General features: G+C 61.4%; 16 protein-coding genes and 1 pseudogene. 9 read left to right on the plus strand and 8 right to left on the minus strand.

The genetic code is table 11. From position 1 onward, the window contains the following. Positions 1-86: 86 nt before the first annotated feature. Genes BJI47_RS16100 through truB form a run of 3 tightly spaced genes read left to right on the plus strand, consistent with a single transcriptional unit; the run spans position 87 to position 2,644 of the window. Positions 87-1,010 (plus strand): metallophosphoesterase, encoded by a 924-nt coding sequence (locus BJI47_RS16100; RefSeq protein WP_088944604.1) that lies wholly within the window; start codon positions 87-89, stop codon positions 1,008-1,010. Further along, entirely contained in the window at positions 1,007-1,675 is a 669-nt protein-coding gene (npt, locus tag BJI47_RS16105) for a 4'-phosphopantetheinyl transferase Npt (RefSeq protein ID WP_088944605.1), read from the plus strand. Before BJI47_RS16100 ends, npt begins: the two co-directional genes overlap by 4 nt. Before the next feature lie 42 nt (positions 1,676-1,717). Then, positions 1,718-2,644, plus strand: a complete 927-nt coding sequence (gene truB, locus BJI47_RS16110) for a tRNA pseudouridine(55) synthase TruB (RefSeq protein ID WP_088944606.1) — start codon at positions 1,718-1,720, stop codon at positions 2,642-2,644. Here the strand turns inward: truB and BJI47_RS16115 are convergent. From BJI47_RS16115 to BJI47_RS16130, 4 genes are all read right to left on the minus strand, one after another. Next, positions 2,641-3,318: a metal-dependent transcriptional regulator gene (locus tag BJI47_RS16115; protein ID WP_088944700.1), complete on the minus strand. Its 678-nt coding sequence runs from the start codon at positions 3,316-3,318 to the stop codon at positions 2,641-2,643. The two genes, truB and BJI47_RS16115, sit on opposite strands and share 4 nt — an antisense overlap. 112 nt (positions 3,319-3,430) lie before the next feature. After that, entirely contained in the window at positions 3,431-4,309 is an 879-nt protein-coding gene (locus BJI47_RS16120) for a metal ABC transporter permease (protein WP_088944607.1), read from the minus strand. A gap of 2 nt (positions 4,310-4,311) precedes the next feature. Further along, the gene (locus tag BJI47_RS16125; protein ID WP_088944608.1) at positions 4,312-5,076 is read right to left on the minus strand and encodes a metal ABC transporter ATP-binding protein; all 765 of its coding nucleotides are present in this window, start codon (positions 5,074-5,076) and stop codon (positions 4,312-4,314) included. Next, positions 5,073-5,999: a metal ABC transporter substrate-binding protein gene (locus BJI47_RS16130; protein WP_088944609.1), complete on the minus strand. Its 927-nt coding sequence runs from the start codon at positions 5,997-5,999 to the stop codon at positions 5,073-5,075. The genes BJI47_RS16125 and BJI47_RS16130 overlap by 4 nt, the downstream gene beginning before the upstream one ends. A gap of 142 nt (positions 6,000-6,141) precedes the next feature. Between BJI47_RS16130 and BJI47_RS16135 the strand changes: the two genes are divergently transcribed. The 6 genes from BJI47_RS16135 to BJI47_RS16160 all read left to right on the plus strand — a co-directional run bounded on the left by BJI47_RS16135 (position 6,142) and on the right by BJI47_RS16160 (position 12,479). After that, on the plus strand, positions 6,142-7,113 hold the full coding sequence (locus BJI47_RS16135) for a bifunctional riboflavin kinase/FAD synthetase (RefSeq protein ID WP_176224893.1): 972 nt from the start codon (positions 6,142-6,144) through the stop codon (positions 7,111-7,113). Positions 7,114-7,228: 115 nt separating this feature from the next. Next, complete coding sequence (rpsO, locus tag BJI47_RS16140; RefSeq protein ID WP_084348655.1) at positions 7,229-7,498, plus strand: 30S ribosomal protein S15; 270 nt, start codon at positions 7,229-7,231, stop codon at positions 7,496-7,498. 353 nt (positions 7,499-7,851) lie between these two features. Further along, positions 7,852-10,104 carry a polyribonucleotide nucleotidyltransferase gene (locus BJI47_RS16145; RefSeq protein WP_088944611.1) on the plus strand — a complete coding sequence of 751 codons (2,253 nt, stop codon included), beginning with the start codon at positions 7,852-7,854 and terminating at the stop codon, positions 10,102-10,104. Continuing rightward, positions 10,058-11,458, plus strand: coding sequence for a pitrilysin family protein (locus BJI47_RS16150; RefSeq protein ID WP_088944612.1), 1,401 nt, complete (start codon positions 10,058-10,060; stop codon positions 11,456-11,458). The genes BJI47_RS16145 and BJI47_RS16150 overlap by 47 nt, the downstream gene beginning before the upstream one ends. A 51-nt stretch (positions 11,459-11,509) precedes the next feature. Further along, complete coding sequence (locus BJI47_RS16155; RefSeq protein WP_088944701.1) at positions 11,510-11,908, plus strand: hypothetical protein; 399 nt, start codon at positions 11,510-11,512, stop codon at positions 11,906-11,908. 85 nt (positions 11,909-11,993) lie between these two features. Beyond that, positions 11,994-12,479: a hypothetical protein gene (locus tag BJI47_RS16160; RefSeq protein WP_088944613.1), complete on the plus strand. Its 486-nt coding sequence runs from the start codon at positions 11,994-11,996 to the stop codon at positions 12,477-12,479. Here the strand turns inward: BJI47_RS16160 and BJI47_RS16165 are convergent. The 4 genes and pseudogenes from BJI47_RS16165 to BJI47_RS24160 all read right to left on the minus strand — a co-directional run. Continuing rightward, on the minus strand, positions 12,453-13,196 hold the full coding sequence (locus BJI47_RS16165; RefSeq protein ID WP_088944702.1) for a polyprenol monophosphomannose synthase: 744 nt from the start codon (positions 13,194-13,196) through the stop codon (positions 12,453-12,455). The two genes, BJI47_RS16160 and BJI47_RS16165, sit on opposite strands and share 27 nt — an antisense overlap. Before the next feature lie 37 nt (positions 13,197-13,233). Continuing rightward, positions 13,234-13,404: a hypothetical protein gene (locus BJI47_RS24155; RefSeq protein ID WP_176224894.1), complete on the minus strand. Its 171-nt coding sequence runs from the start codon at positions 13,402-13,404 to the stop codon at positions 13,234-13,236. A gap of 9 nt (positions 13,405-13,413) precedes the next feature. Beyond that, entirely contained in the window at positions 13,414-13,611 is a 198-nt protein-coding gene (locus BJI47_RS16170) for a hypothetical protein (RefSeq protein WP_088944614.1), read from the minus strand. 52 nt (positions 13,612-13,663) lie between these two features. After that, a pseudogene (locus tag BJI47_RS24160) lies at positions 13,664-13,919 on the minus strand (hypothetical protein); the annotation flags it as partial.

A 13,919-nucleotide genomic window follows, 5' to 3' on the forward strand; every position in this document is an offset into this window, starting at 1 on the left:
GGAATCCGAAGGGAAGATGGGGTGATGATTGTCGACCGAATGACAACCAGTTCAGAAGATCATTTCATCGGGAAGGAACACGGCCTGTGACGGCAAAGCTCTGGGCAGTGAGTGACATCCACATCGGACACCGAGGAAATCGCCCGGTCACCGAGGATATTCACCCCGAATCACCGGAAGATTGGTTGATCGTCGCGGGAGACGTCTCGGAGAAAACCGACGACATCAAGTGGGCACTCGAGTTGCTCAGAAGTCGATTCACCAAGGTTATCTGGGTACCCGGCAACCACGAACTGTGGACGACGGTCAAAGATCCAGTGCAGATTCACGGTGCTGCGCGGTACGAGTACCTGGTGAATCTGTGCCGAGAGATCGACGTCGTCACGCCCGAAGACCCCTATCTTCTGTGGGAGGGCGAAGGCGGACCGGCGAGATTGGTGCCGATGTTCTTGCTGTACGACTACTCGTTTCTCCCTCGTGGCGCCGTGGACAAAGAACACGGGCTTGCGATCGCCCGAGAGAAGAATGTCGTCGCCACCGACGAGTTCTTGCTCTCGTGTGAGCCGTACGCCAGCCGGGACGCATGGTGTCGAGCCCGGATCGAGAGCACCAGGATCAGACTCGACGCACTCGATCCGTCGATCCCTACGGTGTTGATCAACCATTTTCCGCTGGTGCGACAACCCACAGAGGTGCTTTTCTACCCGGAGTTCGCGTTGTGGTGCGGTTCTACTCTGACCGCTGACTGGCATACGCGCTACAACGCCCTGTGCGCGGTGTACGGGCACCTCCACATCCCTCGTACGACGTACTACGACGGGGTGAGATTCGAGGAAGTCTCGGTCGGATATCCGCGCGAATGGCAGCGACGCGGGCTTCCCGACAACGTGCTCAGGCAGATACTTCCCGTGCCGGAGTATCCCGAGGGCACGTTGAACAAGTGGGGTGGGCACTTCACGGTGACACCCGAGATGGAAGCCGAAGTCGAGAAGATGAGGTCTCAGCAGTGATCGAGTCGATCCTCCCGAACGGCGTCGTCGCCGCCGAATTGTTCGCCGACCCGCCGGGGTTGGAGCCGCATCCGCTCGAAGCTCATCTGGTCGCGAAGGCCGTGGACAAGCGCAAACGGGAGTTCAGTTCTGCGCGCCACTGCGCGAGACTGGCGATGGGCAAGCTGGGGGTGGACCCAGCGCCGATCATGCGAGGAAGTTCGGGCGCCCCGCAATGGCCGAGGGGAGTGGTCGGCAGCCTGACACATTGCGACGGATATCGCGGTGCCGTCGTGGCTTATTCGATGCAGGTCCGTTCTATCGGAATCGACGCCGAACCACACGACGCACTACCCGACGGGGTTCTGGGTGCAGTGAGTCTCGAGGCCGAACGATCCTGGCTACACACAGCTTCGGGTGATACGGACGTGCATTGGGATCGTTTGCTGTTCTGCGCCAAGGAAGCGACGTACAAAGCGTGGGAACCATTGACCGGTCGATGGTTGGGTTTCGAGGATGCGCACATCACGTTCGATCGCACCGGTTCCGGTGGCGACGTCTCCGGAACTTTCCACTCGCGTCTCCTCGTGTCCGGTGAGACTATCGACGGCCCACCACTGACATCGTTCGACGGCAGATGGCTCGTCTCCGACGGTCTGATCGTCACCGCGATCGCAGTGACCTAGCGATCCACCCGGGGCTGGAGCCGCCTGGCACAATGAACTCTCGTGTCTTCACGCGGAAAGCTGTCCTCCGGTCTCGTCGGTGCCGGGTTGTTGATCGTGGACAAGGGGCCAGGGGTCACCAGCCATGACGTCGTCGCCTCGTGTCGCAAACTTCTGCACACCCGAAAGGTGGGGCATGCGGGCACACTCGACCCGATGGCCACCGGTGTACTCGTCCTCGGGATCGAACGCGCAACGAAGATGCTGGGGCTTCTCGCGTTGACCACCAAGGAATACACGGCAACGATCCGCCTCGGGCGCAGTACCACCACCGACGACGCCGAGGGCGAGACCATCGCGGATGCGTCGGCGCACGAGGTGAGCGATTCGGCGCTTCGAGAGCAGATCGCGCTTCTGTCCGGGGACATCGAGCAAATTCCGGCGAGCGTGAGTGCGATCAAGGTGGACGGACAGCGCGCCCACAAGCTGATACGTGCAGGTGAGGAGTTCACGCTGCCGGCTCGAAGGGTCAGCGTGACGAGGTTCGACCTACTTGCCCGGCGAGATGTACCCGATACCGATTTCGTCGATCTCGATGTCGACGTCGAATGCTCCTCGGGAACCTACATTCGAGCGCTCGCGCGTGACCTCGGTGCCGCTCTGGGCGTCGGCGGCCACCTGACCGTGTTGCGGCGCACGCGAGTGGGTCCGTTCACTCTGGAGCATGCACGCACGCTCGAGGAGCTCGCTGAGAACCCTGGAGTCAGCCTCGACATCGACGAGGCCGCGCGAACTGCTTTTCCACACCGGCAGCTCGACGCCGACGAAGCGGAATCGGTCAGTCAGGGGAGATGGTTGGATCCAGTGGGGATCGATGGCGTGTATGCAGCTATCGACCCATCGGGTCACACCATCGCCCTGCTGCAAGAAAAGGGCAAGCGCGCAAGCTCGGTGCTGGTCGTTCGCCCGGCAACCCTGCGCGGTCACTAGCGGGTCGGGATCATCCAGATCGCTTCGGCTGCACGTTGACCGAGATCGACGACGCCCTTGTCGGCACCGCGATGGTCCAGTTCGATTTCCACCGTTCCTGCGTAATCGCGTCGTTCGCGGACGGCGATCGGCAGATCGAGCGTGATGCCCACCGAGTCGAAGTAGCGCAGCATCGCCGGATCGGCATCGGAAATCCGGGCGACCAGCCCGCGTTGGCCGTCGGCGTAGTCGCTCAGGCGGGTGGCTGCGGGTGACACTATTTCGCCGTCCACCGACGGAATCGGGTCGCCGTGTGGATCACGTTCGGGGAAGCCGAGTTTCGCGTCGATTCGCGACATCATCAGGTCCGAGACCGCATGTTCGAGTATTTCTGCCTCGTCGTGCACTTCGTCCCAGCCGTAGCCGAGTTCTTGCACGAGATAGGTCTCGATCAGTCGGTGCCGTCGAACCATCGCAATGGCTGCGGTGCGTCCTCTGGCGGTGAGAGAGATAGCCCCGTAACGAGCGTGGTCGACCATGCCTTGATCGGCCAGCTTGCGGATCGCCTCGGACACCGTCGAGGCGGAGACACCGATGCGTTCGGACAGCATCTTGGTACTGACGGCGTCTTCGGTCCACTCGCCGGCGGTCCAGATCACTTTGAGATAGTCCTGCGCGACAGCCGACAGCTGCAATTCTTCCGCGAGGTTGTCTGCTGCAGCCTTGTTACCTGCAGTGTTCTTGTTAACTGCAGTGTTTTTGCCGCCGGTGTTCGGGCTGACCGTTTGCTCCACCACGCGAGAAAGCTTAGCGTCCCGCCGGTTGGGTCGCCGCCACGTCGTCGGAGCGTCGGAAATAGCGGGTGATCAACCCCTGCGACGGGCTGAACAGATAGGCGAGGATGAATACGAAGCCCTGCGACAACACGACCGTGCCGCCCGAGGACACGTCGAGATAGAAGCTCACATAGATGCCGACTATCGCGCAGCCGACGGCGATGCTCGGGGCGAGAACGAGCATCCGCCGGAAACGATTGGTCAACAGATAGGCCGTCGCTCCTGGTGTGATCAGCATCGCGACGACGAGAATGACGCCGACTGCTTGGAGTGCGACCACCGTCGTCAACGCGAGCAATGTCAGCATCGTCGCCGAGATGACCGTGGGCGAGATACCTACCGCACGCGCTTGCGTCCGATCGAAGGCGAACAACGTGAAGTCGCGACGTTTGAGGATCATCACCAGCAGCGCGAGACCGCCGAGAATGAACACTTGCAACATGTCCGATTGCGATACTCCGAGGAGATTGCCGAAGAGGATGTGGTTCAGGTCGATCTGGCTCGGGAACTTCGAGATCAGCACGACTCCGAGCGCGAACAACGTCGTGAAGACGACGCCGATGGCCGCGTCTTCCTTGACCAGTGTGGTGTTGCGGACGAGACCGATAGCGCCGACGGCGACGAGCGCGAACAACAGTGCCCCGATCGCGAAGGGGGCGCCGAGCAGATACGAGAGTGCGACGCCAGGCAGTACCGCGTGCGAGACCGCGTCGCCCATCAACGACCAGCCGATGAGCACCAACCAGCAACTGAGGACGGCACAGACGATGGACGCGGTGACCGTCACGAGCATGGCGCGTTGCATGAATGTGTACTGCAAAGGTTCGACGAAGAAGTCGACGAGGTCCATGGTCAGCTCACTTCCGACGTGCGGGAGGTCGTGCGTGAAAGTGGATCGACACCGAAGGCCAATGCGAGGTTCTCCGGTTTCAATACCTCCTCCGGTCTTCCGTGCATCAACACTCGTTGCTGCAGTAGGACCGCCTCGTCGCACAGGTCCGGCAGCGCGTGGAGATCGTGCGTGGACACGAGTACCGAAGCGCCTGCCGCGGTGAGCTCCCGCAGCAATCTGGTGATCGTGGCTTCGGTTCGCTTGTCGACCCCGGCGAAAGGCTCGTCGAGGAGCAGTAGCGAGGCTTCCTGAGCGATGGCTCTGGCAACGAATGCCCGCTTGCGCTGGCCACCCGACAGCTGTCCGATCTGGCGGTCGGCGAGTTCGGTCAGGTCGACTCGATCGATTGCGTTCTCCACCGCCGAGCGATCGCATCTGCGCGGGCTTCGCATCCAGTTCTGTTTCCCGTAGCGGCCCATCATGACGACGTCGCGGACGCTGATCGGGAAGGACCAGTCCACTGTTTCGCTTTGCGGCACATAGCTGACCGTGCCCGCCTTGCGTGCGTCGGCAGGGGCTCCACCGAAGATGGAGATGGTGCCGGTGTCCGGTCGAACTACACCCATGATCGCTTTGAACAGTGTCGACTTGCCCGACCCGTTCATCCCCACGAGGCCGCAGACGCAACCGGCCTCGAGCGTCAACGATGCGTCGACAAGTGCGGTGATGTCTCGATATCGGACGCCGACCCCGGTGACTGTCAGTGCGGCAGGCTTCGTGTTCATCGTCGTGTCCCCAATAACGCGTCGGTGATAGTGCGGGCGTCGTAGGTCAGTAGGTCCAGATAGGTGGGAACAGGTCCGCCATCCTCGCTCAGCGAATCGACGAAGAGGGTGCCGCCGAAGCGAGCACCGGTGTCCTCGGCGACCTGTCGCTGAGCTTTGTCGGACACCGTCGATTCGCAGAACACCGCCGGTACGTCGTTGTCTCGAACGAAGTCGATGGTGGCGACGACCTGTTTCGGGGTGCCCTCCTGTTCGGCGTTGACCGGCCACAGATATGCCTCTTGAAGGTCGAAGTCTCGTGCGAGGTAGCTGAAGGCGCCCTCGCACGAGACCACTGCGCGTTCGTTGGGAGGTAGTGTGTCGAGGTCGGCGCGGAGTCGGTCGCCGACCTCTCGAAGCTGGGCTTTGTAGGATTCGGCGTTGGCGAGATAGTCCTCGGCGTGCGGTGGATCGAGATCGACGAATGCAGATGCGATGTTGTCGACGTAGACCTCCGCCACCTTCGGTGACATCCATGCGTGTGGATTGGACTTCCCCGCATATGCATCGGCACGGATGTAGACAGGTTCCACGCCGTCGCTCACCACTGCATGTGGGGCGGGGACGCGCTCGACGAATTTTTCGAACCACGATTCGAGCCCCAGACCGTTGTCGAGGATCAGTTCGGCTTGTTCGGCGGTACGGAGATCGCCGGGGGTCGGTTCGTAACCGTGAATTTCTGCGCCTACCTTGGTGATCGACTCGACGAGGAGATGCTCACCTGCCACGTTGCGCGCCATGTCGGCAAGAACGGTGAATGTCGTGAGGACCAACGGTCTGGGGTCCTCGGTAATGGCAGTGTTCTCGTCGGCGACAGTTCTTGCGCATCCTGCGAGCACGCCGACCGACATGGCCACGGCCGTGACAAGGCGCAGCGTGGACATAATCGAAAATCTCCCCTTACGAAGAAATAAGTTCGGCACACCGAAATATTGACAGACCGCCGAGATGTTTGTCCAGACCTGAGTCGAGCGACACACCGATCCGAAAGTGACCCCGAGCTCGGGGGGCCGTAGGCTTCCCCTCGTGCAGAGATGGCGAGGTCTCGACGATGTACCTGCCGACTGGGGCCGTTGTGTTCTCACGATCGGTGTTTTCGATGGCGTGCACAGGGGGCACGCGCAACTGATCAGCCGCGCGGTGAAGTCTGCGCGGGAACGCGGAATTCCCAGTGTGCTCATGACATTCGATCCGCACCCGATGGAAGTGGTCCGGCCTGGGACGCATCCGGCGCAACTGACGACGCTGACCAGACGGGCCGAGCTTGCCGAGGAGCTCGGTGTCGACGTGTTCTTCGTCATGCCGTTCACACCCGAGCTGATGAAGCTCACTCCTGAGCGCTACGTCCACGAGATTCTGGTCGAGCGACTTCACGTCGCCGAGGTGGTCGTGGGGGACAACTTCACGTTCGGCAAGAAAGCGCTGGGCAATGTGGATCTGCTTCGTGCAGTCGGCGAGCGATTCGGATTCGCGGTGGACGGCGTGAGCCTTCTGGCGGAGCATGCGGTCACGTTCTCGTCCACATACATTCGATCATGCGTCGATGCCGGCGATGTCGCTGCTGCGGCGCTGGCACTCGGGCGTTCGCATCGGGTGGAAGGTGTTGTCGTGCACGGCGACGGCAGAGGTCGCCAGCTGGGTTACCCGACCGCGAACGTGGCACCCCCGATGCATTCGGCGATTCCCGCCGATGGCGTGTACGCAGCCTGGTTCACCGTCCTCGGTCCTGGCGCGATGATCGGGACCGTGACGCCGGGCAAACGGCAACCGGCAGCGGTGTCCGTTGGGACCAATCCCACGTTCTCGGGGCGAGCACGCACCGTGGAAGCATTCGTTCTCGACAGCCACGCGGACCTGTACGGGCAGCATGTGGCAGTGGATTTCGTCGAAAGGCTCCGAGGTATGGAGAAGTTCGATTCGGTCGACGACCTGATCGCGGAGATGGGCCGAGATGCCGACCGAGCCCGCTCGATTCTGTCGCAACTACAGTCCTGGTAGTCTTCTACGTTGGTGCATGCTGCGGTCCGTGGTGGCTGCACCCGATTCGGTATCTCGCATGCGAGATCACTCGAATTCCCTTTCACGCGGACGTCAGTGATCAGGAGTAGTACCAGTGGCATTGACCACCGAACAGAAGAAGACCGTTCTCGGCGAGTACGGCTTGCACCCGACCGATACGGGTTCACCCGAGGCTCAGGTCGCGATGCTCACCAAGCGCATCGTCGATCTCACCGAGCACCTGAAGATGCACAAGCATGACCACCACTCCCGCCGCGGCCTGTTGCTGCTGGTCGGACGTCGTCGTCGCCTGCTCAAGTACATCGCCAAGGTAGACGTCACCCGTTACCGCTCGCTGATCGAGCGTTTGGGTCTGCGTCGCTAGTTCGACGTCGACGTGCCCGCTCGAGTGCGCGGTCACCGCAATAGTGCAGAAGCCAACGAGGCAGTGCTTAGACTGTCCTCGTTGGCTATCTGTGTATGACCCGAAGTTGTATGACCCGAAGTACAGATAGACCAGCAACACTGCGAGTGCATGGGCACTCGCATACCGCCGTGTGCCTGAGACGACGTGGCGTCGGTCTTCGGTAGTGGCCTGTCGGGCAAGTGTCCGGCCGGCTTCGATCGATGGCCGCCTCCGCTCGCGCCGCTGTCGGAGTTCGAAGGAACACGAGGTTCCCGAGGAACCGACAGAAGGTTCAGTAGACACGGCAAAGACGAGAGGACGAGAAGAAAAGAATGACCGAAACCACAACGTTGGATGCCGAAGAAGGCATCTTCGAAGCTACCGCCATCATCGACAACGGCACGTTCGGTAAGCGAACGATCCGATTCGAGACCGGTCGGCTCGCGCAGCAGGCAGCAGGCGCTGTCGCGGCGTACCTCGACGAAGACTCGATGTTGCTGTCGGCCACCACGGCAGGCAAGCACCCCCGCGAAGGATTCGACTTCTTCCCACTGACGGTGGATGTCGAAGAGCGCATGTACGCAGCAGGACGCATCCCCGGATCGTTCTTCCGGCGCGAAGGTCGCCCGTCTACGGACGCGATCCTGACCTGCCGCCTCATCGACCGCCCACTGCGTCCGACGTTCGTCGACGGACTCCGCAACGAGATCCAGGTCGTCATCACGGTCCTGAGCCTCAATCCTGCGGACCTCTACGACGTTGTCGCGATCAATGCTGCGTCTGCGTCCACCCAGATCGCCGGCCTGCCGTTCTCCGGCCCGATCGGTGGCGTCCGCGTCGCTCTGATCGGCAAGCAGTGGGTTGCATTCCCCACCAACGAGCAGCTCGAGAAGGCCGTGTTCAACATGGTCGTCGCCGGCCGCATCGTCTCGGGCACGGGTGCTGACGCCGATGTCGCGATCATGATGGTCGAGGCAGAAGCAACCGAGAACGTCATCGAACTCATCGAAGGTGGCGCTACCGCCCCCAACGAGGCAGTTGTTGCCGAGGGTATCGAAGCATCCAAGCCGTTCATCGCTGCTCTCTGCACCGCGCAGCAGGAATTGGCAGCCAACGCTTCCAAGCCGACCGGCGACTACCCGGTGTTCCCGGCGTACCAGTCGGACGTCTTCGAGGCCGTCGAGTCCGCTGCGAAGATTCCGCTGAACGAGGCGTTGACCATCGCAGGCAAGGCCGAGCGTGAGGCCAAGCTCGACGAGGTCAAGGCTCAGATCCTCGCGCAGGTTTCCGACAAGTTCGAAGGCCGTGAGAAGGAGATCGGCGCAGCGTTCCGCGCCCTCACCAAGAAGTCCGTCCGCCAGCGGATCCTGACCGATCACTTCCGTATCGACGGCCGCGGTGTCACCGACATCCGTTCGTTGTCGGCTGAGGTCGCGATCATTCCGCGCACACACGGCAGTGCCCTGTTCGAGCGTGGCGAGACCCAGATCCTGGGCATCACGACGCTGGACATGGTCAAGATGGCGCAGCAGGTCGACTCCCTCGGGCCCGAGACCAGCAAGCGCTACATGCATCACTACAACTTCCCGCCGTACTCGACCGGTGAAACGGGACGCGTCGGTTCGCCGAAGCGTCGCGAGATCGGACACGGAGCGCTCGCCGAGCGTGCACTGTTGCCGGTGCTCCCGAGCCAGGCAGAGTTCCCGTATGCAATCCGTCAGGTATCCGAGGCGCTGAGCTCCAACGGCTCCACGTCGATGGGCTCGGTATGTGCTGCGACTCTGTCGCTGCTCAACGCCGGTGTGCCATTGCGTGCACCGGTTGCCGGTATCGCCATGGGTCTCGTCTCCGACGAGGTCGACGGAGAGACTCGCTACGTTGCGCTCACCGACATCCTCGGTGCCGAAGATGCCTTCGGCGACATGGACTTCAAGGTCGCCGGAACCAAGGACTTCGTCACGGCTCTTCAGCTCGACACGAAGCTCGACGGCATTCCGTCGAAGGTCCTTGCCGGCGCACTGTCGCAGGCCAAGGATGCTCGTACGACGATTCTCGAGGTCATGGCGGAAGCCATCGACACCCCCGACGAGATGAGCCCTTACGCGCCTCGTGTCACGGCGATCAAGGTCCCCGTCGACAAGATCGGCGAGGTCATCGGACCCAAGGGCAAGATGATCAACTCGATCACCGAGCAGACCGGTGCCAACATCTCCATCGAAGATGACGGCACTGTCTACGTCGGTGCAGCGGACGGCCCGTCCGCGCAGGCGGCGATCGATATGATCAACGCCATCGCCAATCCGCAGCTGCCGAAGGTCGGCGAGCGTTTCCTCGGAACTGTTGTCAAGACAACAGCTTTCGGTGCATTCGTCTCGTTGCTCCCGGGTCGCGACGGCCTGGTTCACATCTCCAAGCTGGGTAGCGGCAAGCGGATCAACAAGGTCGAAGATGTCGTCAGCGTCGGCTCGAAGCTTCGCGTCGAGATCGCCGACATCGACAACCGCGGCAAGATCAGCCTGGTACCGGTCGAGGACGACAATGCTGCTGTGGCAGTCGACGCCCCGACGGAGTCACCCGCTGAGTAAGAAGACTCAGGACCGAACGGTACGTCTCCTCGGGACGTACCGTTCGGCCGTTTCGGATCACACCGAGCAGTCGCAGGGCGTTCGGCGGACAACGCTGCCCGGTGGTCTTCGCGTAGTCACCGAATTCGTTCCCGGCGTACGTTCGGCGTCGGTCGGTGTCTGGGTCGGTGTCGGTTCGCGCGACGAACAGCCCAGCGTTGCCGGTGCTGCGCACTTTCTCGAACACCTGTTGTTCAAGTCGACGCCCACACGATCAGCACTCGAGATTGCTCAAGTGATGGATGGCGTGGGCGGCGAACTCAACGCGTTCACCTCGAAGGAAAGTACGTGCTTCTACGCGCACGTGCTCGACGAGGACCTCGGCATGGCCATCGACCTGGTCAGCGACGTGGTCCTGCGGGGGCGTTGTCGCACAGCCGATGTCGATGTCGAGCGTCAAGTGGTCCTCGAGGAAATATCGATGCGCGACGACGATCCCGAAGACCTGCTGGGAGATCTTTTTCTCGAAGCGATGTTCGGCGATCATCCCGTCGGGCGACCGGTGATCGGAACGGTCGAGTCGATCGAGGCGATGACTCGATCTCAGCTCCGCTCGTTCCACACGCGTCGTTACACACCCGAGCGCATGGTCCTGGCAGTGGCGGGAAATGTCGATCATCGCCGAACCGTGGCTATGGCCAAGCGCGCATTCGCCGGGCACCTCGAGTCGGGAGTCACCTCGGTGCCCCGACGTGAAGGCGGAATTCGGCTGCGTACTCGGCCCGAACTGAGGTTCATCGCTCGCGACAGTGAGCAAGCGCACCTGTCTCTCGGTGTTCGGGCCTTCGGTCGACACGAGGGTCATCGGTGGGCGTTGTCGGTCCTGAACACCGCTGTCGGCGGCGGCTTGTCCTCGCGGCTGTTTCAGGAGATTCGCGAGGAGCGAGGGCTCGCGTATTCGGTGTACTCCTCGGTCGATACCTTCGCGGACTCGGGCGCGTTCTCGGTTTACGCGGGATGCCAACCGGAGAATCTTGCGGAGGTGACGACGGTTGTGCGTGAAGTGCTCGCAAGCGTTGCCTCCGACGGAATCAGTGACGACGAGTGCGCCAGAGCAAAAGGTTCCTTGCGTGGCGGTTTGGTTCTCGGACTGGAAGATTCCGGATCGCGAATGAACCGTATCGGACGAAGCGAACTCAACTACGGCAACCATCACGACATCACCGACACGCTCGCACGGATCGATCAGGTCACCAACGAGGAGGTACGCGAAGTTGCTCGGTTGCTTCTGGCCAGGCCGTTCGGTGCAGCTGTCGTCGGACCGTTCAAGAGCGTTCGTCAACTACCGGCCTCGGTCAAGTCACTCGTACGTTGAGGTGTGGTCGCCGCCAAAGACGTTGTAGTAGCAACGAACGGCAGCGACTTGGTGAAGGCCCGCGAGGGCACTGCGCACGCGGAAGGTAGTGGATCTCGTGCGGGCTGGATCTTCGAGTACGTCCTGATCGGGCCGGTATCGAGGGTCCTCGGGCGACCTCGGCGGATCAAATTCGTGGCCAAGAGTGAATACTTCTCGGGCCACTGGATGAAGGGCCGCCTCATTCGCTGGTTCTATACCAGCGCCGGACAGGTTCCCATCGATCGGTCGGGGAGCGATGCAGGAGAGCCTGCACCCGAATCCGCGCGGAAGATGTTGTCCGACAACGGCATCTGGGAACTTCGATTTACGACAGACGAGGTCATGTACTCGCTCATGAAGACGTCGGGCCAGGAGTACGTGGACATCTACGCTGCCGCCGCGAAGGCGACCACATCGAACAATTTGTAAGGCGCTGGTGAGAATCCTCGGTGACGACTCTGTGAATCATGCTGCCTATCAGTACATTCGACCGCTGCTACGCTAGTTTCGGTGAATGAAACTCACCATAGGGCCTTTCGTTCTCGCCGCAGCCGTGACCGCTCTCGTCTGCGGATGCAGTGATGGCGGTAACGACAAGAGCCCTTCGGCTCCATCCGTCGTCATTCCCACGGCCTCCGCGTATCCACCGGTTCCATCCACCGCAGATCTGAACGAGGAACTGAAACGGGGCTTCGATCCAGCGGTTCCATCGGAGGAAAAAGCTGTATTCATTCAGGGTGCGGAAGATGACCCCGCATTGATCGAACAAGTCGTCACCGCAGCTGTTACGAACGACGCGAGCGTAGAGATCACCGGCGTCGATGATCTAGGCGATGGGACGTTGAGTGCCGGGGCGACATTGACCATCGGTGGTCAACCGAATCCTACAACGATGATCTTCGTGGCCGAGAACGGTGTGTGGAAGCTCAGCCGCGACAACGCATGCGCCATAGTGGGACTCGCTGGGCTGACGTCAGCGGCGTGCCCGGCCGGCCAGTAGCTTCCACGGGACCAGTGCAGACTCGAGTTGTACCGCCAGGCTCATCTTCGATTCACCGTCGCTACGCTCTTCGAACTTGATCGGCACCTCGGCGATCTTCAGTCCGCGTCGAACGGTGCGGTAGTTCATCTCCACCTGGAAGGCATAACCGTTGCTCTCGACCGATGAGACGTCGATTGCCCGAAGAGTCTTCGCATGCCAAGCCTTGAAGCCAGCCGTTGCGTCCTTGACCTTCAAGCGCAGAATTGTGTTGACATAGAAGTTCGCCCAAGCCGAAAGAGCCTTCCGGTGCCAGGGCCAGTCGCTCGCCACCTCACCGCCCGGCACGTATCGCGACCCAAGGACGACCGCAGCGTCTGTGGTGGTCAAGGTCTCGATCATCGTCGGGATCACTTCGGTCGGGTGGGAAAGGTCGGCATCCATCTGTATGACGATGTCGGCCCCGTCGTCCAACGCTTTGGACATACCGGCCACGTAGGCGCGACCGAGCCCGTTCTTCTCGGTGCGATGGAGAACGGTGAGGGGGAGCGGACCGTTCGCGGCGAGTTCGTCGGCAACCTTGCCGGTCCCGTCGGGTGAGTTGTCGTCCACGACGAGAACGTGCAGATTCTCCACGCCCAGATCCGAGAGCAGCCCCACCAGCTTGGGAAGGTTCTCGCGCTCGTTGTACGTGGGTACGACAACGGTTGTCTTCGGGGCGACGCTTGGATAAGTCACGCTCGTATGATCCGTGATCGGGGTAGCAAGAACCAAATCACAGTCGTCCAACGTCGGTGAACACGCCGGATCGGAGAGCCGGAACGGAGTTGTCGGTGTCGATCTCTTCAACCCCCGAGGACTGCCATTCGCCAGCTATTGCGTCGCTGCCACGCACTCCCCGGTCGAATCGGACGTCGTATGGAAGTTGACGGTGTGCGGCGTTCACCGGTTCAGGTCACAGCGGGGGAGGAGAGGTGATCTGTAGTACATACGACATCGATTCGGGGGTGTCGTAGGGGGAAGGCCCCTCAGGGGGACCGAGTATCTGCCGCACGATCAACGTGACGAATGCAGCAAGAACTGTCACCGCGACAACCACGGCGATGACGATCAGTAGCCGCTTGGGTCCTCCGAAAAGATCGTTCGAACTCATGGGTTCATCATGCACGCAACGGTGTCATCGACAAAAATCGCGATAGTCGGGGCTAACCAGTCGTTTTCAATTCGGCAACGATTCCGTGATGGTCTGTGCCGTCGACGGTGATCCGTTCGAGTGATGTCGCCTGCATGCCGCGGCTGAGGATGTGATCGATTCCGACGAGTGCAGGGTAGGCCTTGTCTGTTGGATACGTAGGAATCACACCCCCGCCGGTGCGCTCTGCTGCGTCGGTGTAGCCCCAATACCGTTCAGTTAGTGTCTGTTGAGGTAGGGTGAGGTGTGCCTCGTAGTGGATGGGTGAA

The organism is Rhodococcus sp. 1168 (assembly GCF_002091955.1).
GTDB lineage: Bacteria > Actinomycetota > Actinomycetes > Mycobacteriales > Mycobacteriaceae > Rhodococcoides.